Raw genomic sequence first — 16,406 nt, 5'->3', positions numbered from 1 at the left:
AATGAAAACGCTACGGGAATCTTTCGCTGCCGCCGCGCCCGATGGACGCGCGGCAGTTACTTCGCTGCTACTGCCGGTTGCGCTGCAGCCACTTTCAGCGCCTCAAACTGCTTTACCAGTTCCATCCGCGCAACGTCGTACTCGCCCGGATGGCGAGCGCCTCGCATTGCGATCGCACAGTGCATCGCGGATCTGTTTCTGTTCGGTTGCTGTGAGCGCCATGCTAAGCAGCCCTCGCGACGACCGTGTCGGTCAGGAAGATGTCGGGCCGAGCAAGCCGAACACCAGCGGGAATGCCCCGCGCCTTCCAGTTTTGGACGCGTTGAGTGCCGCCGTCCGGGTCAAATCCGAGCAGCTTGGCGACGCTGGCGGGACCGCCGAGGCTCTCAATCAGCCGGCGGTCGGCATCGACAGTGAAGGTGGCGGGGTTCATGAGGCGTCATTAAACACTACGTTTAGTTTTGCTGCAAGCAATTTAAACACGCCGTTGAACAACAAAACGTTTACTTCAGCGAACATTGCGCGCATGCACGCGACAATGGAACGGTTGTACGAAGCCGCCCGCCTCCTCCACAAAATCGAGGGGCCGGCTCAGCTCGCCAAATTTTTGAATATCTCTGAGCAGTTGGTTAATAACTGGCAGCGCCGCGGTATCTCGAAGGGGGGAATGCTCGACGCCCAAAAGTACATCGGATGCAGCGCTACTTGGCTTGAAACCGGCGTGCCGCCAATGATGGCCAACCACGGCGGCGGTGCCTCTGATTCGCCGAAGAGCGACCGAAAGAAAGCAGTAATCAAAACGCCAACCGAATCCGACCGCAGTACACTGCCTGCCGGGGAAACATCCGTGCACCGGGTGCGGCGAGCTTTAGGCGACAAAAATGTCTCGCCGACTGAACTGGCTAGCGTCGCTGGCGTCGGTGTGGAAACTGCCGCGTTGTGGCTGGGCGGTATTGGCCCCGATATTTCGATGGTCCAGGCCGTTGCGATACAGAATACCTATGGCGTGAATTCGGTTTGGCTACTCAAGGGCAAGGGAGAGCCCGGTGTGGCCGTACAGTACGCGGATGCGTTTAACCCGATCACGGATCTTAAATGGCGAGGCGTGCCAGTGGTGGGGTTTGCTCAATTGGGCGATAACGGACATTTTGTTGACATCGATTACCCCGTCGGTTACGGCGAGGGATTCGTTGCCGCACCGACCGAGGACAAAGACGCATATGCGCTTCGATGCGTCGGTGACTCAATGCGCCCGCGAATCAAGGACAGGGAGTTCGTGGTTGTAGAGCCGAATCATGTAGTCGAGCCCGGCGACGAAGTCTTGGTCAAATCGAAAGACGGTCGGGTCATGGTGAAAGAGTTTCTTTACGAGCGCGCTGGACGGGTGCACCTCATATCGGTCAATGAGACTCATGCACCCATTGCGATCGACAAAGACAACATCGAGAAAATGCATTACGTGGGATGGATCGCAAAACCATCAGCATGGCGACCAGGCTAACGCGCCGGCAGCCGTAATCCGGCGTCGCGATAAAGATAAAAATCTAGATTACTGAGGGGCCAAATTGAGGGCATATGTTGTTGCTTCAGCGCTTTGCGTCGTGCTCTTGGCCGCGTGCGGCCAAAATTCCAGTACGACAGACAACTCAGCGGCCGTCGCGCCACCGAAACCTACTCTCACCTCTGATCAGCGGGCGAGCATAGTAAGCACCGCGACGCAGGGAATGTCGGTTGAACGAGACAAAATGGAGTCGATCGCCTTCTACAGCGTGACAGACGAGCCATGGATTGACACTGGAATCACCGTCTATATTTCGGTGCCTGACTCATCCAAACCGATTTTCCGGATTAGCCCCCACTACCATGGTGAATCTTGGATTTTCTTCAAGCACGTGAAAGTAATGGCGGATTCTGCGATCGTTTATGACAAGGACTTTGCGTCATTCAACATGAAGCACGACAATAACTCTGCCGGCGTTTACGAAAACATCGACTACGCTGGAACAGACGAGGACATAGCGGCCATCCGAAAGATTGCTGCGGCAAAGTCCGTGACGGTCAGGCTCTCGGGAGACGACAAAAGAGACGATGTAGATCTGGACGCTAAAAGCTTGGCCAGAATGAGGCGCGCCCTTAAGGCGTACGACGACATGTCGGCACTTCAATAACGGTTCGCCGAAAGTGATTCCACCTTTCGACGACCGCGGCCTACTGCCACCCGGCATCCATCAAACGACGTGGGCGGACGCCGCTATCTATTTTGACGGGGACTTGAGACGCATGGGCCTGATCGCTAACGCTCGCGCGTTCGCTCTTGCTGAATTGGCTCCGTTGTTCCCAACATGTCCGCTATATTTAGCAGGTAGTACGTTCAGCGATAAACCTTACCCCGGCGACATCGAGGCATGTATAACCGTCTCATTGCCCGAGCTGCAACAGCAAAACGGCCTAGTCAATGCTTTGGGGCTGCAGGTAAGACATGACAGCATCAAGGCACAGTACGAGGTAGACTTCTATGTCTCGTTCGGCATGCCTGGAGCGCCAGACTTTTCCGCTTTTTTTCAGTATGTTGGCGAAAAGACAGCAACAATGAAACATCTTGCTGAGAAGGACAAACGCGGCATCATCGAGGTTACGCAATGGACACATGGGTAGACCAGCTTCACGCCAGAGCCAGCATCGTGCACGGGCAGATCTCGGCTTGGATGGCGGCCATGCAAGCCTCGCAGAATAGCGGAATTACGCCCGAACAGATGCGCGCGGCTCTTCGTCCGTTTTACGACGTGCTGAGCAAACTCTATTCAGAGGATTTGCCAATCGCTCAAGTGAAGGATGCCTCAGACATCGTCATCCATGCAGAAGGCCCAGCTGCCATTGGGTCTACCATGCAGCTGAGAGCAGTGAACTGGCTAAGCGCGAAAGTAAAGCAACAACTTATTCTCCTTGCGGAAGCCGCACTGCCAGCTAACGGTGACGCGCATGCGATTGCAAAAAAGGTGCAATGGAATGTGACCGGCGTGGCTCCTGGCAGCATTTTCATGGGGTTCGCGGTAGATCGACCGCCTTCTCGGGCCGGGTTTGAGGAGTCTGATCAGGCAGCCTTGGATTCGATTGTGAGGGCTGCTCAATCCGTACCTATCGTTCCTCAGTTTATGGACCAGGGTTACGTTGATCAAGGTCTGACGGAAGCATTAACAGATCCGGCGATTCGCGATGCGGCTATGTTTGCCGCGATGCGCCTTTCTCCGACAGATGCGTCCGGCCTGGTTACAGTGGAAGTTACTTCTTCGACTGGCGAATACGGCATCCTTGGGCAGCGTGAAAGAATCATACTTAAAGACTCACTAAGGTCCCCCTTGTTTGGCAAGAAACTGGACGGATCGTTTGTCGGTGAAGTGCGCGAGATCGATCTAGATGCGGGGCGGTTTCAACTTCGCAACATTGACCACGTCGGTTCACTTCGTTGCGCCGCTGATTTCAGCCAGGATGACGGCAGATTGTGGCTTGGTAAGACGGTCAAAGTGACCGGCGTGTACGAAACAGACAAATCAGGGCGCCCAAGGCTGATGCGAGCTGAAAAAATCGAACCCTCTGTCCCACGTCAAAGTGAACTCCACTGACCTCCGAAAGCCCTGCCAACGCAGGGCTTTTTTGCGTCGCGACAACGATCGCATTAAAGACTTCGGGCCGCCCCACCTCCCTAGCATTCCACTGCCTCCACGCAAGACTAAACATTTTGTTTGACTGAAATATAAACATAGTGTTTAATTCGTCTCACGCACTCACCGACCTACCGGGAGACCTTGAGATGGATAACCAACAGCAGCACACCGCCAAGTCGCGTACGCGTGACGAGGTGGACTACTTCACGCGGGGCATGTGATGAACCGAGCCGCTTGCGATAACGATCTGCTCGCCGCTTGCGACCGCGTTCACGCTAGAACCGCGCTCATTGCCGTCCTGACGTTCGTCGGCATCGGTTGCGGCTGGTTCCTTTGCGTGGCGATCCCGTCCGGAGCGCTCTGGAAATGATCAAGTACGCGAAAGCATGGGCAACCGCCCTTCTCGTCCTCGTCGTCTACTGCGCCATAACAACGGCGATTGAAGGCCACGAGGCGCGTACCGAACGCTGCAGCGTAATTCGCTGCACCTGATCCCGTAAAGGCTCACCGATGAATCTGCTGTTCTCATTCTTAGTAGTCCTTCTGGTGGCGAGTGCCGGTTTTGCTGGCGGATTCATCGCTGGAGCCTTTTGGGCCGCGATCGGGATGATCGAGCATCGACTCGACGACAGCGAATCGACTACGACACATCCTTTCTTTCTCGACTAACCATGGCCCGCTGTCACGTCCGATGCCGCCACTGCGCGACGCGCCGCTGTCTGCGACGCAACCCGCGCCATTACGCCCGCCTGCCGGCTTGCACAGTCTGTGGTCGGCGCAATTATCGCGTCGACCGCTGGATGAACCGGCGCGACACCGGCAAAACGCGATGCGACTGCGCCGGCTACTGGTTCCCGCATCGTCGCGGCTCGCTTTTTTGCTGGAACCGCGCCGACGGAACCGGCCGTTATCCCGGCGATGCGGATTTCGCCGATCGCAACTACGACGGGCTCGCGGCCTGAACGCGCGATGCCGACCATTTCCCAACTCGCCGGCATGTTACCCCGTGACCCGAAGTTTCGCGAATGGTTGTCGTCCGCGACTCAGGTCGACCAGCTGACCGCCGACGAAGCCGCGGAAGTTATCCGCCACGTGTGCGAGATCGACAGCCGCCGCCGGCTCGCAACCGACAAAGCAGCTGCGGAGCGCTTTCACAACTTCTTGCGCCGCCCGTTCGCCGAGTGGCGCGCAAAGCAGCACTAACCTCCCCCTTACTGGAGAAGCAGATGTCCCTCTTTGCATCGCTGCACCCACTTGCGCAACGCACGACCCTCACGCTGCTCATCACCGCCGAAGGTGACCAGCTGCGCGTGAACGTCACGCCGCGCGCCAACGACGACGCGACGGGCGAAAAGCCGCTCTACCCGTTGTCGATTCTCGCCACGCCCGATGAACTCGACCGCGACTTCGCCGAGGCGGTCTCGATCTACGAGCCAAGCACGCTGTCGGTGCTCGACCAGGCTCGCGCCGCGAGCGCCGCGAATGGCACGGTCGACGCAGGAACCAAAGCGGCACTGCCCGCCCCCACGACGAAGGGCAAGGGCGGTCGCAAGCGCGCCGCAGAACTGCCGGCGCCGACGGACGCGAACGACAACGCGGGCAATGATGCAGGCGATGCGCCGCCGACCGACCCACGTCAGACGCAAATTCCCGGCATCGATCCCGACGCCGAGCCCGCCACCGCCGAAACGCCTGCTGTAGTCGCCGAGCAGGATTCCACCAACGCACAGCCCGCCGTCGAGGAAGACGGCGTCGACCTGCTTTAAGGGGCGCGCGATGAAAACCGAAACGCTCGCTCGCGAATTCCGCTACAACGGCGCCAAGCTCACGGATCCGTCGCCGACATTCTCGCTTCAGCAGGTCCGCGATTTCTACGGCAACACCTATCCGGAGATCGTCAACGCCGAGATCGAAGGCCCGGAAGTCATCGGAAACAAGAACGTTTTCACGTTCCGTCGCGCCGTCGGCACCAAGGGTTCGACAGCCGAACTGATCAGTGTGCGTCAGAAGATCGGCCGGGTTTTGCAGAACTGCCGCCGCCTGCCGCCGTCGATCGTCGCCTATCTCGTCGAGGTTGAACGTTTTGCGGGCGCGCATGTTTGCCCGCTGCTCGACGAAGAGATTCAGTTCATCGACGCGCTCTACGCGCGCTATGTTGTCCAGGCCCGCGTAATGGAGACGGCATCGTGACGCTCGCCGAACTCCGTGCCGAGCTGGACCGCGGGCCGCTCATTCCGTCCGGACAGCACCGGATCGATGCGCAGGCCGCCGATGCGCAGTTCGCACGCCGCCTTCATTCGCTCGCGTCGCGGCGTGCCGCCGGCGCGCGTCTGCAACTGCCTGTTTCCAGCGTGCCGGTGTTGCCATGAGTTTCGCGCCAATTGCCCTGCCGTCGGTAGCCGATCTTCCGGGTGTGTATACGATCAGTTCCGGCGAATCGTTCACGTATCCGCTGGTGAGGTCGCTGCTCGATGCCGGCGTGATCGAGGCCGAAGATGTCACGCGGCGGCCGCGCTCGGAACTCGCGCTCGCAACGGCCGCGCTAACCCGCCGCTGGAATCGCATCACCGGCGGCATGCGCCTGTTCGATTGGAACCTGCGGCTCGAACAGTCGCTCGACGGCTATTCGTGCGACTCGCTCAAGCGGACAGATCAGGTGTGGGCAATGGTGCGAACCACGCATGGCCCGGTCTCATGTCAGCAGGTCTCCATCGGCGGTGCGATCAACGCGCTGGAACAGGTGCGCGAGGGACTCGGCCAGACAGTGCTCGCTGCGTTCTATGACGCATGCAACATGCTGCCGACCATCTGCACGCCCGCATACGCCCTTGGTCTCGCAGAATATACCTACTGGTATGGCGAGTCCGACGAGTCTTTCGCGATCGAGGAAGCGATGAGCCTGCACGACTGCCAGTCTCGCGAAGAACTGATTGAGACGTTCGATTTCTTTACGCGAGACAAATTCTTTCGCGACATGCCGGTTTGGGCCGCGTCCCCGAAACGCGTTCTTTCGCGCGCCCAAATCAAACGCGCCGCTGCTCGTGACGAGTTCGCTACTGAAGTGATCGCGGCGATGGACACCATCTGGAACATTGCACGCTTCTACGGGCCGTTCGCGGATGTCGGTACCGGCGGGGCCGGGCTCGACGCCATTGACCTCGCACTGGTTGTGCGCTGGACTGAAGACGATGCTGTCTGCCGGGTAGTCGACGACTTCCTGCAGTACATTGCCGACGGCGAGTTCCTTGGTGCGGCTTCCGCCACGCAACTCTCCGTTGTAGGCGGCGACATTGCGGTATGGCTAAAGCAGATGGAAGCGACAGCGCTTCTGGCAAAAGCTGTCGAGCACCTTCTCACCATCCTTGGCCGCGAGGAATACCAGGCCAAAACACTGGTGCGGGTGTTCGCATGAAAACTGTCACGATCGCCCAGGACAACGACGTTGAGCTGCAGCTCGATAGCGCGCTGCTGTTCTATCGCTCGGAAGGCACGCAACACGTCTACGCAACGCAGCACCCTGCGCGGGTCGTCGACGGCCGTCCGGCATTGCTGCCCGGCGTGCCTATCACGCTTGACCAGCTGGCCGAGATCGCTGAGATCGCCGCCCGCAAAACCAGCTATCGCGGTTTCGTGCATGAGCGAGTCGTCTATTTCGCTCCGAACATGCTCGCATGGTGGGTTCCCGCCTGTACGCGCCGCGTCTGGTTCAAGTCGGCCGACAAGATCGGCGAGCGTGCCGGCGACGCCAACCATCCGCCGCTGGTGTTCATCGTCAACCGCGACAGCTGGTCGGTGTTCGCCCTGCGCGAAAACGACCGGCCGGGCCCGGCGACGAAGCTGTACACCGCGCCTTACTACAACGTCTGGGAGAGCGGCGAGATCTGCGAAGGCAACGTCAAAACGCCGGACAGCATCGGTACGGACAGCATCAAGCCTTTTGAGGATGCGTTTTTTCGCAGTCGCTTCACCCACACCAATAACGAACGACTTATCCACAGACGCGGCGGCGCTGAACGTCTGTGGATCGACCTGCTCGACGGCGCCGAATTTCCCCTTGACCGCCTGGTCGACACGAAGCGAACGCTCGCGGACGTGATCAGCAACATCACCACTCTGGACTGACGCCATGGAAAAACTACTCGCCCTGTTTCAAGACGCTACGCAGGCAGGCCTGCGCGACATCGCAACCGCACTCGACCAGTTTTCGCAAGGTGTTGCCGACGAGATTGCTCGCGCAAAGCCGCGCGCGATCGCGGCAGCCGAAGATGACGAAGCGCTCCCGCTCGACGTCGCGCTGTTCGATAGTGCGCCGACGGTTGCGGTACCGAAGCACGCACAGTTCGCCCCTCTGCTCGAGGTGGGCCACCGCTTTCTGATGACTGCGGAAGGCGTCTTTGTCGAGGTGCGCCGGCCGTGGCTCCATGTAATCCAGCAACTGGCGAGGCACAACGACGCGGGCCCGAAGCCGCCGTATGGCCTGGTCATGCCGAAGATCGAACTCGCGTTCGGCCGACTCGGCGTCGCCCTGCCGTTTGTGCAGGCGTTCGCGGAAGAAGCGCAAAGCGCCCTGCCGAACGAGCACGCCGCTTGGATCGTGTGGGACCAAGACAAAAAGGAATTGGCCTACAAGGCGCTGCACGTCTCGACCGCCACGCCCGGCGCGATCACGTTCGCGCGGCCGGAGCTGCAGCCGCACGAATCGCTCGCGATCGACCTGCACAGCCACGGCGCCGCGCCGGCATTCTTCAGCGCGCAGGATGATGCTGACGACGCCGGCGAAGTGAAGATCTCGGCGGTGCTCGGTGGACTCGGTGATGGCGGAACGCCGAGCGTTGCGTTCCGTCTCTGCGTGCTCGGCATGACCATTCCGTTGAAAGTGCCGGCATCCGCTGTGTTCAAGGTTCCGGAGCCAGCATGACCCATATCACGCCCGCACATTTTCTCGATCGGCGCGTGAATATCGCGCTGATCGGCTGCGGCGGCAACGGCTCGCAGATGCTGACGGGCCTCGCGCGACTCAACCATGCGCTGACCGCGCTCGGGCACCCGGGCTTGCACGTCACCGCGTTTGACGGCGATACGGTCAGCGAGGCGAACATCGGTCGCCAGATGTTCAGCCCCGCCGACGTTGGCATGTACAAGAGCGTCGTGCTGGTTCACCGGCTCAACGCATTTTTCGGCCTCGACTGGCACGCCCGGCCGATTCACGCGGGCCCGACCGAACTCGTGAATGTGGGCGCGGGCATCGCCGTCGTGTGTGTCGACAGCGCAGCTGCTCGAGCAAAGCTAGCGCCGATCCTCGGCAGGACCGCCGCATACGTGATGGATCTCGGCAACCGTGCGAGCGATGGACAGGTGATTTTTGGGCATAGCTTTGCATCCGGCAAGAAACCTTGCGGGACGTCGCTGCGCTGGCCGTACGACGTGCTGCCCGAGCTGACCGACACGACCGTGCCGGAAGACGACACGCCCAGTTGCGGCCTCGCCGAAGCGCTCGAGCGTCAGGAGCTTTTCATCAATCAGGCGATCGTGACGCCGGCGCTCGGGATCTTGTGGGAGTTTTTCCGACATGGCCGGCTCCGCTGGTGCGGCGCATTCGTCAACCTGAAAACCGGGCATGTGCGGCCATTGCCTGTGGATAACCTGCCAGTGCGAGCCGAGGCGAAAAATGCCGCTTGATCTGATCGGCGGCAATCACGCCGGCCCGCTGTTCGTGCCGGTAAAGCGCCGCTCGCCGATCTTGCGCACGAGTCGCCAGCACGGCATGCGCCGCCGGGCCCGCGAGCGCCGTGCGACGCCGCCGTGGGCGGACAAGGCGAAGATCCGGGCGATCTACGCGGAAGCCGAACGTCTGACGCGTGAAACCGGCGAGCAGCACGTCGTCGACCATATCGTGCCACTGGCAGGAAAGCTGGTGTGCGGGCTGCATGTCGACTGGAATCTGCAGATCACCCACTGGTTGCCGAACGCCCGTAAAGGCTGGATGACGTGGCCCGATATGCCGTTCGAACAAATGGAGCTTTTGTGACAACCACGAATACAGACGCAGTGCCGAGCCTTCTGCCGTGCCCGTTTTGCGGCGGCCACGCGGAAATCGAAACGATTGAGAAAGACTGCTTCGGCGTCGGCTGCCCGAACTGCGATTTCCAGTTGATGAACGGCCCTTGGGCGATCGGCTGGCACCGCTCGAAGCTGAGTGCAGCGACCGAATGGAATTGCCGACCCGCGGCCGGAGTTCAGGCAGAAGCGGTGACTGCATGGCAGCCGATTGAGACAGCACCCAAGATCGGCCGCACCTTGCTACTCGGCTATCCGAACAGCGCGGGGAAATGGCGCACGGTTCGCGGACAGTGGATGTCCGAAGCATATATCGAGCAGAACTGGGAAGAGCCGGACGACGTCGAGCCCGGCTGGTTCGAAACATCGGTAGAAGCTGAAGACGTTCCTAACTGCTGGCCGATCTCACCCACGCACTGGATGCCGCTTCCCGCCGCTCCTGCTTCATCTGCCGGGGATCAGGAGGTGGGATCGTGATCTCAGCCTGCCGCACCGGCGCCGAAACCATCCGCTTCGTCTTCGGGCTCAGCCAACGACGTGAGCACGTCGCTCAGGAATTCATTTATGACCAACACATGTTCCGGCGAGCCGAAAACGCAATCAGCGGGGTTCTTTTTGCCGCGAGCCTTCCGAATAGCGAGAACGGCAATTGCAACGGCTTGCGCGGCGCCCCAAATCGGATCATCCCGATTGAGCTTGGGTGGGTTGTTTTCGTCCATGCCGAGTTTGTCGGCTGCTGGAAACGAAACTTGAGAGAAGACTTATCGAAAGCAGTCAGCTTCCAGAATAACCCGCTGGACCGTCGGCTGGAGCCCGCAGCGATGACTGTGTTACAACTGATCGATTTGTACGCGTGCGTAAGCGTCGGCGGCATCTCGAGCCTGAGCCTCGGTATCAAAGTAGCCCGGGACGAGGTGCCCTTCCCAAATCGCCTCTTCGGTTCCGTCCCTCCCGAGTCTCAGTTCGCCCTGCCATTGCGAACCATCCAGCCCCGCAGAATTGGCAGAAACCTCGTACCAATAGTGGCGATACTTCGCGCGCGGTGTCATGGCGTCCCCCTATGTCGAATCTAAAGCCGTGCAAGCGCGATCCCGGCAGCGAGAGATCCAGTAACAAACGCGCGCGCTGCGGGGCTATCGGGGGCGCCCCAGCACTGAGGCAAGTACCGCCTTCCTCCAGGCAAGGTCGGGAGGCTTGCGCTCAGGAACTTGCGGGACAGGAGCACTCGAATCGCATTCCCACCAAAGGCCGGCCGGTAATCCATTCGATGTGTTTTGCTTCAACCAGCAACCGCAAGAGGTGCATCGGTAAAGGACGTAGCGCGTGATCGGCGATTTTGGCGTACCAAAAACACCAGCTCCAGAGCACCGGAGTTTTTCGTGCGGGGGGACTGTTGAAGCTCTTCCGATCAACGTCTCGCAAGCAAGGCACCGTTCCATTTCGCCCTCCCTCTCGGACAGGACCGACCTATGCAATAAGCATAGGTCATCCAGATAGGGTCGAAGCAGAACTGATCGCAAAAAGTCAGTGATTGATTGAGCGGAAGCAGCACAACGAATGATTGAAACCATGCGCAAACAGCGGGGAGGTCAAATGAAAGTCAGACTGGATGAATGGTTGAAACGCGAGTTCGATCCGCCGCCGGCGATCCGCACCGCGCGACTTTGGATCAACGCCGGAAAAATTTATCCCGCACCGGTCAAGGTCGGCCGCTCTTACTACGTCGAACAGAACGCGGTCTTTCAGGACGGCACCGTCCGCCCGCGTCTCGCCCACAGAATTCCAGGATAAAAAATGGCAGCAAGACCACGCATCCGGCGCCGTGCAAATTGGCCAGCCAACATGCACGAGCCACGACCCGGCTATTACACGTGGCGAGACCCGCGCGACGGCAAGACCTATGTGCTCGGCCGCATCGATCTCGCGCTCGCGATTTTCGAGGCGAACGAGGCAAACGTCAAAGCCGCGGGCGCTGCGGCAACGAAGACGCTGGCTGAACGTCTCGACGCGCCGAAGGAAACCGTTGCTGACCTGCTGCTCAAGATGCCTGTGGGCAAAGCCAAAGCGGAGACGATCCGCCACAGAAAATACGTGGACAACGCGATCCGCGAAGAAATCGGCACCATCAAATGCGCCGAGCTCACGACGAAGCACATCGCGGAAATGCTCGAAAAAATCGAGGCGCGCGGCAAGATGCAATGGGCAGTGCACGTGCGCAGCCGCATGAAGGTGCTGTGCCGCCGCGGCAAAGCGCTTGGCTGGATGAAAGAGAACCCGGCTACCGATACAGAGCGAGCAACCGTGACAGTCAAGCGGCGTCGACTGACCTTCGACGAATTCCAGCGCATTTACGATAGAGCGCCCGAAGTCGCATTGTGGCTGCAGAATGCCATGCTGCTGGCGCTAGTTTCCGGGCAGGACCGTTCGACTGTCGCGCGCTGGGAGCGCGGGTTCCAACAGGACGGCCACGCGGTACTGACGCGCGGCAAAACCGGCGTGCGCATTGCGATCCCGCTTGAGCTGCGCATGGAGAAGCTCGGCATGTCGCTCGCCGAAGTGATTGCAAAATGCCGATCGACGGGCATCGTCAGCAAGTACCTAGTCCACCACATCCGGCCTAACGTCAATGCGCCGAAGGGCTCAGCGATCAAGCTCAAGACGATCACCGCGAAGTTCAAGGAAGCGCGCGATCTGGCCGGGATCACTGGCGACGACGCGCCGACCTTCCACGAAATGCGAAGCCTTACGAAGCGGCTTTACATGGAACAAGGTGGCGTCGACACAAAGGCCCTGCTCGGTCACATGACAGATGCGATTGCCGATCTCTACGCTAACTCACGCGGCCTTGAACCGTTAAAAGTAAAAATCAACTCGTAAGTCAAAAAAAGAACCGGACACGATGTCGTGCTTGTACTCAACGATGCTTGTGGAGGTGTAGCACTTAACCGCCTCAGAATACAGTGCCAGCCTCGGCTTCCTTATCCTGCAGTGCTAGCACTGCTGCCGTGTCGATCAAAGTTTCGAACGTCTCATACGACAGTTCGGGACCGTCAATGAATCTGTCGACAGGAATAGTCGCGAGCCGTGGTTTGATTCCGGATACAAGGTGCCGGAGTTGTGGCGGGTTGAGAAGATAACGGGTAACAGTTTCCTCCGCTTCTTTCAAGTCACTGTAGAAACTCAGTGAGTGTTCAGACGTGAGGGTGCCATCTTCGCCCATCCTTGCCCGCTCGATCAAAAAGCCTTCGATATACCTTTCAAGCACGAGCAAATCTGTGACCGGGATTCCATTTATATCTCGCCCGACAAAAATCGGATTATTTACAAGCACCAACGTCACAATTTTAAAATTCTCCGAGATACACCGACCTCTCTTTCCCAGCGCCTTAACAAAAGCCTTTGGGTTCAACCTCACAGCAGCTGCCTTTCGGCTGATTTGCTCCGCTGCGCCATTGATAATCTGCCTGTTGTTAAAGAAATCCACTGACTCCGTTGGAGTGATCGAACACTTCACCTCGCCAAGAAGGACAGTGGTACCCAGCACCATGACCAAGTCTATTTCTTCTGTTCGGCTACCCGACACTCCAGGGTTGAATTTAAATTGGGACGGTAGCACCCAGAGTTGATCTTTCAGCACATCAGAACGGCGCGTCGTGGCTAGACGCTTCCTGACTTGATTCTCAAACGGGTTGCCTTTCTTTGACACATTCATACCGAGATAGGCCATCCAACGCTCAAGAACATACGTTGAACTCGCATGCTCAGTGGCAAGTGCAAGGATGCAAAACTGCCCGCTCGGCAGCTTGACTAGAGGATGCGTCCAAAGCGTCTGCTTAGGCCTCCCACGGAACGTCAGAAAGTCGACGAAAATTTCAGCCTTCGCTGCATTTGTCGATAGGGCGATGCCAAGAGCATCAATCAACTCCGCTTGACTGTATGTCTTTGCAAAGTCCGAGAGATCACTTACCGACTCAACGATTGTCTCGAGTGAGCACATTGACTCCGCGACCGAAATGCTCCTTACCGCGAGCCACGCAACTGCTAACTCCCGCAAGGTGCCTCTTCCCAGCTTAGCCTGCGGTTGATCCAAGAGATCTTCATAGTATTCGGGTCGCAGTCCACTAAGAGCGAAAAACGCCTGTTTAGCCGTATTCAGTGCCCTTTTATCATCGGCATGAGCGAAGCAAAAGCCGGTCGTCGGATCACTTAGATCCGAGTGGACCACAAGGCAATATGGAATACGAGCAATCTTTTCATTGTCGTCAAGTTTGTCGAATTCCTGATAGAGAAACGTTGCGCGTGACAACTGCAACATCTCTCGTCGATACTCGGAAATAACCCGCCATGCCACGTCTGATGCGCTCTGCTCGCCGATAGGCGCAGCAACAGTTTCACCGTTCGAACCGTGCACTAGTCCATAACCATTCCATAAACAGTCCTGCCAAAGCGATTCAACTAGTCGATAAGTCCCACAAATATTGATCTCCAATCCGCAGATACCTAAGGCGTCAAAATCAAGACGCCCTTTTGTCGACATCGGCTCTTGAAGCCGCTCACTTACCGCCTTGCTAAGTGAGTCAACCACCATTTGGCTGACTTCTTCGATACTGTGCTGAGATCCACCGCTCACGGTCACCCTAAACTGCGCGAGTTCGTTAAGTCCACCATCCTTGGTCCCAATCGCAAGACTCTCCCGAGTCATCGCTCCTAACACGCGGGCCTCCCTGTTACCGAGCGCAACAAGTGATCTAATGTGAAGACTCAGGTCTTTTGGCCAAGGAATTTCGTCGTATAGATTCCGAAGTTGAGAAAGAATATGAAAAATATTGATGCCGGCGAAAAACAGCCTGTCGCAATCGGAATCTCTTCGATGAGATTGATGAAAGGCCTTCCAATCGTCCGGAGAGTAACTTTTGTGAACCGGGGCGCCGACTGCCCCGCGCTGAACGAGATCGACAAATGACGCATCTTCAGGAGCAGGAATATCCACTTTCTTTGGGCTATTTTGGGTCATCTTGAATTCGTATCAGCTTCGAAACTCTGCTCTGAAGCAGTCTGTTTGATTTCGGTCATTACCTCGCCGGGCTATCGGTATGACGGCCAATTCGACAGAAACTTGAGGGTGACTGTCTAGTTGAGTTGTGACTACGCAGGATTTCTTGGCGACCATGGCAGGCACCTATAAACCCTCAACGAATGGCGACACACGCCAATCAGATTCACAGAGCGGGCCCCCGCAGCATCGCCAGACAACCGCCAAGCGCGGCGAATCGGCACTGGGGGTTTTGAACAAATTTTGAACAAATTTTGAACAGGCCTTGTCAGGCAAGGTTTTGCAGGCGACGGGAAATGTCGAAGTGACACGCTCGCGTTCGCCGTGCTGATGCTGTCCGCCGGCGCGCTCGGCGACCGCTTCGGCGCGCGACGCCTGTACGCGGCCGGCATCGTGCTGTTCGCGCTTGCGTCGCTCGCCTGCGGCCTCGCGCTCGACGCGACCATGCTGGTCGCCGCGCGCGCAGTGCAAGGCATCGGCGCCGCCGCCATGCTGCCGAACTCGCTGGCGCTGCTCAATCAGTCGTACGGACACGATCCCAAACTGCGGGCTCGCGCAGTCGGACTGTGGACCGCGGCGGGCGCGATTGCGATCGCGGCGGGTCCGGTGGCCGGCGGCCTGCTGATCGCGGCGTTCGGCTGGCGCAGCATCTTTCTCGTCAATCTGCCCATTTGCGCCGCCGGCTTTCTGGCGAGCTTGGTATGGGTGCCACGGCCCGAGGCCACGACGCGTCAAGGCCCGCAAGCGGCGACAGCCGCTCTTTCCGACACGCAGCCGCGTGGCATCGATCTGAGCGGCCAGTGTCTGGCCATCGTCGCGCTGACCGCGTTCGTCGCCGCTGTGATCGAATGGCGGCCGCTAGGGCTCGATCACCCGTTCGTGGCCGGCGGCTTCGTGCTGGCGCTCATCGCAGCGGGCGCCTTTATCGTGGTGGAATCGCGCGTCGCGGCGCCGATGCTGCCGCTCTCGCTCTTCAGCAAGCGCACGTTCAGCGTCGCGGTGCTGTTCGGCATTTGCGTGAATCTCACCTACTACGGCATGGTGTTCGTGCTGAGCCTGTATTTGCAACGCGTGCGCGGCTATACGCCGTTGCAGGCGGGCCTTGCCTTCCTGCCGCTGACGGGCGGCTTTCTGCTGTCGAACGTGGCGAGCGGCTGGGTGGTCGGCCGCTTCGGCGTGCGCATGCCGATGATCGCGGGCGCGATCACGGCCGGGCTCGGCTATGGCCTGCTGCATTTCGTCGACGCCGGCACGCCGCTCATCGGTCTGCTGCTGCCGTTCCTGCTGATTCCGTCCGGCATGGGCCTCGCGGTCCCGGCGATGACCACGGCCGTGCTCGCCTCGACGGATGCGGCACGTGCCGGTACGGCGTCCGCCGTGTTGAATACCGCCCGGCAGGCAGGGGGCGCGGTCGGCGTGGCGGCCTTCGGCGCGTTGGCGAGCGGCGCGGCCGCCACGCAGATCGTCTCGGGCATGCGGGCATCGACTGCCGTCTCGGTCGGCTTGCTCGTGATCGGCGGCGTGCTGAGCTGCTTCGTGCATCCGCAACCGCAGTCGTCGGACTCCGCGCGTCGCCCTGCATGTCGCGAACGGGCCAGCGAATCGCGCTGAGTGCGGCGCCTCCCGATATCGCG

Annotated in this window: 20 protein-coding genes and 1 pseudogene; 19 read left to right on the top strand and 2 right to left on the bottom strand. The window is 59.2% G+C overall.

The window, feature by feature from the left end; genetic code table 11:
- Position 1: 1 nt before the first annotated feature.
- The 16 genes from P0D80_RS03595 to P0D80_RS03520 all read left to right on the top strand — a co-directional run bounded on the left by P0D80_RS03595 (position 2) and on the right by P0D80_RS03520 (position 10,196).
- Positions 2-1,501, top strand: coding sequence for a S24 family peptidase (locus P0D80_RS03595; protein ID WP_408281240.1), 1,500 nt, complete (start codon positions 2-4; stop codon positions 1,499-1,501).
- 244 nt (positions 1,502-1,745) lie between these two features.
- A complete protein-coding gene (locus P0D80_RS03590) occupies positions 1,746-2,168 on the top strand; it encodes a hypothetical protein (RefSeq protein WP_408281238.1) in 423 nt (140 codons plus the stop codon).
- A 13-nt stretch (positions 2,169-2,181) separates the two neighbouring features.
- Positions 2,182-2,655 carry a DUF6932 family protein gene (locus P0D80_RS03585; RefSeq protein ID WP_408281235.1) on the top strand — a complete coding sequence of 158 codons (474 nt, stop codon included), beginning with the start codon at positions 2,182-2,184 and terminating at the stop codon, positions 2,653-2,655.
- The gene (locus tag P0D80_RS03580) at positions 2,640-3,620 is read left to right on the top strand and encodes a hypothetical protein (protein WP_408281232.1); all 981 of its coding nucleotides are present in this window, start codon (positions 2,640-2,642) and stop codon (positions 3,618-3,620) included. The genes P0D80_RS03585 and P0D80_RS03580 overlap by 16 nt, the downstream gene beginning before the upstream one ends.
- Positions 3,621-4,172: 552 nt before the next feature.
- Entirely contained in the window at positions 4,173-4,331 is a 159-nt protein-coding gene (locus P0D80_RS03575) for a hypothetical protein (RefSeq protein WP_408281230.1), read from the top strand.
- A gap of 131 nt (positions 4,332-4,462) precedes the next feature.
- Positions 4,463-4,624, top strand: coding sequence for a hypothetical protein (locus tag P0D80_RS03570; protein WP_253947514.1), 162 nt, complete (start codon positions 4,463-4,465; stop codon positions 4,622-4,624).
- A gap of 7 nt (positions 4,625-4,631) precedes the next feature.
- On the top strand, positions 4,632-4,865 hold the full coding sequence (locus tag P0D80_RS03565) for a hypothetical protein (protein ID WP_408281226.1): 234 nt from the start codon (positions 4,632-4,634) through the stop codon (positions 4,863-4,865).
- A gap of 23 nt (positions 4,866-4,888) precedes the next feature.
- Positions 4,889-5,428 carry a PRTRC system protein E gene (locus tag P0D80_RS03560; RefSeq protein WP_408281223.1) on the top strand — a complete coding sequence of 180 codons (540 nt, stop codon included), beginning with the start codon at positions 4,889-4,891 and terminating at the stop codon, positions 5,426-5,428.
- Positions 5,429-5,438: 10 nt separating this feature from the next.
- The gene (locus P0D80_RS03555) at positions 5,439-5,852 is read left to right on the top strand and encodes a PRTRC system protein C (RefSeq protein WP_408281221.1); all 414 of its coding nucleotides are present in this window, start codon (positions 5,439-5,441) and stop codon (positions 5,850-5,852) included.
- Entirely contained in the window at positions 5,849-6,031 is a 183-nt protein-coding gene (locus P0D80_RS03550) for a hypothetical protein (protein WP_408281219.1), read from the top strand. The genes P0D80_RS03555 and P0D80_RS03550 overlap by 4 nt, the downstream gene beginning before the upstream one ends.
- Complete coding sequence (locus tag P0D80_RS03545; protein WP_408281218.1) at positions 6,028-7,074, top strand: PRTRC system protein F; 1,047 nt, start codon at positions 6,028-6,030, stop codon at positions 7,072-7,074. The genes P0D80_RS03550 and P0D80_RS03545 overlap by 4 nt, the downstream gene beginning before the upstream one ends.
- Entirely contained in the window at positions 7,071-7,784 is a 714-nt protein-coding gene (locus P0D80_RS03540; protein WP_408281215.1) for a PRTRC system protein B, read from the top strand. Before P0D80_RS03545 ends, P0D80_RS03540 begins: the two co-directional genes overlap by 4 nt.
- Before the next feature lie 4 nt (positions 7,785-7,788).
- The gene (locus P0D80_RS03535) at positions 7,789-8,580 is read left to right on the top strand and encodes a PRTRC system protein A (RefSeq protein WP_408281213.1); all 792 of its coding nucleotides are present in this window, start codon (positions 7,789-7,791) and stop codon (positions 8,578-8,580) included.
- Positions 8,577-9,341 (top strand): PRTRC system ThiF family protein, encoded by a 765-nt coding sequence (locus P0D80_RS03530; protein WP_408281211.1) that lies wholly within the window; start codon positions 8,577-8,579, stop codon positions 9,339-9,341. Before P0D80_RS03535 ends, P0D80_RS03530 begins: the two co-directional genes overlap by 4 nt.
- Positions 9,331-9,690, top strand: coding sequence for a hypothetical protein (locus P0D80_RS03525; RefSeq protein ID WP_408281209.1), 360 nt, complete (start codon positions 9,331-9,333; stop codon positions 9,688-9,690). The genes P0D80_RS03530 and P0D80_RS03525 overlap by 11 nt, the downstream gene beginning before the upstream one ends.
- On the top strand, positions 9,687-10,196 hold the full coding sequence (locus tag P0D80_RS03520) for a hypothetical protein (protein ID WP_408281208.1): 510 nt from the start codon (positions 9,687-9,689) through the stop codon (positions 10,194-10,196). Before P0D80_RS03525 ends, P0D80_RS03520 begins: the two co-directional genes overlap by 4 nt.
- Before the next feature lie 2 nt (positions 10,197-10,198).
- On the opposite strand, the gene P0D80_RS03515 is transcribed toward P0D80_RS03520, so the two are convergent.
- Positions 10,199-10,438: a hypothetical protein gene (locus P0D80_RS03515; protein WP_408281205.1), complete on the bottom strand. Its 240-nt coding sequence runs from the start codon at positions 10,436-10,438 to the stop codon at positions 10,199-10,201.
- An 838-nt stretch (positions 10,439-11,276) separates the two neighbouring features.
- Here P0D80_RS03515 and P0D80_RS03510 point away from each other — a divergent pair.
- Both P0D80_RS03510 and P0D80_RS03505 read left to right on the top strand, forming a co-directional pair.
- Positions 11,277-11,510, top strand: coding sequence for an excisionase (locus P0D80_RS03510; protein ID WP_408281202.1), 234 nt, complete (start codon positions 11,277-11,279; stop codon positions 11,508-11,510).
- 3 nt (positions 11,511-11,513) lie between these two features.
- On the top strand, positions 11,514-12,596 hold the full coding sequence (locus P0D80_RS03505) for a phage integrase central domain-containing protein (protein WP_408281200.1): 1,083 nt from the start codon (positions 11,514-11,516) through the stop codon (positions 12,594-12,596).
- A gap of 73 nt (positions 12,597-12,669) precedes the next feature.
- On the opposite strand, the gene P0D80_RS03500 is transcribed toward P0D80_RS03505, so the two are convergent.
- Entirely contained in the window at positions 12,670-14,733 is a 2,064-nt protein-coding gene (locus P0D80_RS03500; protein ID WP_408281198.1) for a hypothetical protein, read from the bottom strand.
- A gap of 348 nt (positions 14,734-15,081) precedes the next feature.
- Between P0D80_RS03500 and P0D80_RS03495 the strand changes: the two are divergent.
- Positions 15,082-16,383: pseudogene (locus P0D80_RS03495) on the top strand (MFS transporter); the annotation flags it as partial.
- Positions 16,384-16,406 lie beyond the last annotated feature (23 nt).

Origin of the sequence: Paraburkholderia sp. RL17-373-BIF-A (assembly GCF_046030175.1) — a bacterium.
GTDB lineage: Bacteria > Pseudomonadota > Gammaproteobacteria > Burkholderiales > Burkholderiaceae > Paraburkholderia.
The sequence above is the reverse complement of the archived record's forward strand: the minus strand, read 5'-3'. Positions and strand labels throughout refer to the sequence as shown.

Excerpts from the sequence above, each read along its gene's own strand:
- P0D80_RS03595 (WP_408281240.1), top strand. The coding sequence starts at position 2 with ATGAAAACGCTACGGGAATCTTTCGCTGCCGCCGCGCCCGATGGACGC.
- P0D80_RS03590 (WP_408281238.1), top strand. The coding sequence starts at position 1,746 with ATGGAGTCGATCGCCTTCTACAGCGTGACAGACGAGCCATGGATTGAC.
- P0D80_RS03580 (WP_408281232.1), top strand. The coding sequence starts at position 2,640 with ATGGACACATGGGTAGACCAGCTTCACGCCAGAGCCAGCATCGTGCAC.
- P0D80_RS03575 (WP_408281230.1), top strand. The coding sequence starts at position 4,173 with ATGAATCTGCTGTTCTCATTCTTAGTAGTCCTTCTGGTGGCGAGTGCC.
- P0D80_RS03570 (WP_253947514.1), top strand. The coding sequence starts at position 4,463 with ATGAACCGGCGCGACACCGGCAAAACGCGATGCGACTGCGCCGGCTAC.
- P0D80_RS03565 (WP_408281226.1), top strand. The coding sequence starts at position 4,632 with ATGCCGACCATTTCCCAACTCGCCGGCATGTTACCCCGTGACCCGAAG.
- P0D80_RS03560 (WP_408281223.1), top strand. The coding sequence starts at position 4,889 with ATGTCCCTCTTTGCATCGCTGCACCCACTTGCGCAACGCACGACCCTC.
- P0D80_RS03555 (WP_408281221.1), top strand. The coding sequence starts at position 5,439 with ATGAAAACCGAAACGCTCGCTCGCGAATTCCGCTACAACGGCGCCAAG.
- P0D80_RS03545 (WP_408281218.1), top strand. The coding sequence starts at position 6,028 with ATGAGTTTCGCGCCAATTGCCCTGCCGTCGGTAGCCGATCTTCCGGGT.
- P0D80_RS03540 (WP_408281215.1), top strand. The coding sequence starts at position 7,071 with ATGAAAACTGTCACGATCGCCCAGGACAACGACGTTGAGCTGCAGCTC.
- P0D80_RS03535 (WP_408281213.1), top strand. The coding sequence starts at position 7,789 with ATGGAAAAACTACTCGCCCTGTTTCAAGACGCTACGCAGGCAGGCCTG.
- P0D80_RS03530 (WP_408281211.1), top strand. The coding sequence starts at position 8,577 with ATGACCCATATCACGCCCGCACATTTTCTCGATCGGCGCGTGAATATC.
- P0D80_RS03525 (WP_408281209.1), top strand. The coding sequence starts at position 9,331 with ATGCCGCTTGATCTGATCGGCGGCAATCACGCCGGCCCGCTGTTCGTG.
- P0D80_RS03515 (WP_408281205.1), bottom strand. The coding sequence starts at position 10,438 with ATGGACGAAAACAACCCACCCAAGCTCAATCGGGATGATCCGATTTGG.
- P0D80_RS03510 (WP_408281202.1), top strand. The coding sequence starts at position 11,277 with ATGATTGAAACCATGCGCAAACAGCGGGGAGGTCAAATGAAAGTCAGA.
- P0D80_RS03505 (WP_408281200.1), top strand. The coding sequence starts at position 11,514 with ATGGCAGCAAGACCACGCATCCGGCGCCGTGCAAATTGGCCAGCCAAC.
- P0D80_RS03500 (WP_408281198.1), bottom strand. The coding sequence starts at position 14,733 with ATGACCCAAAATAGCCCAAAGAAAGTGGATATTCCTGCTCCTGAAGAT.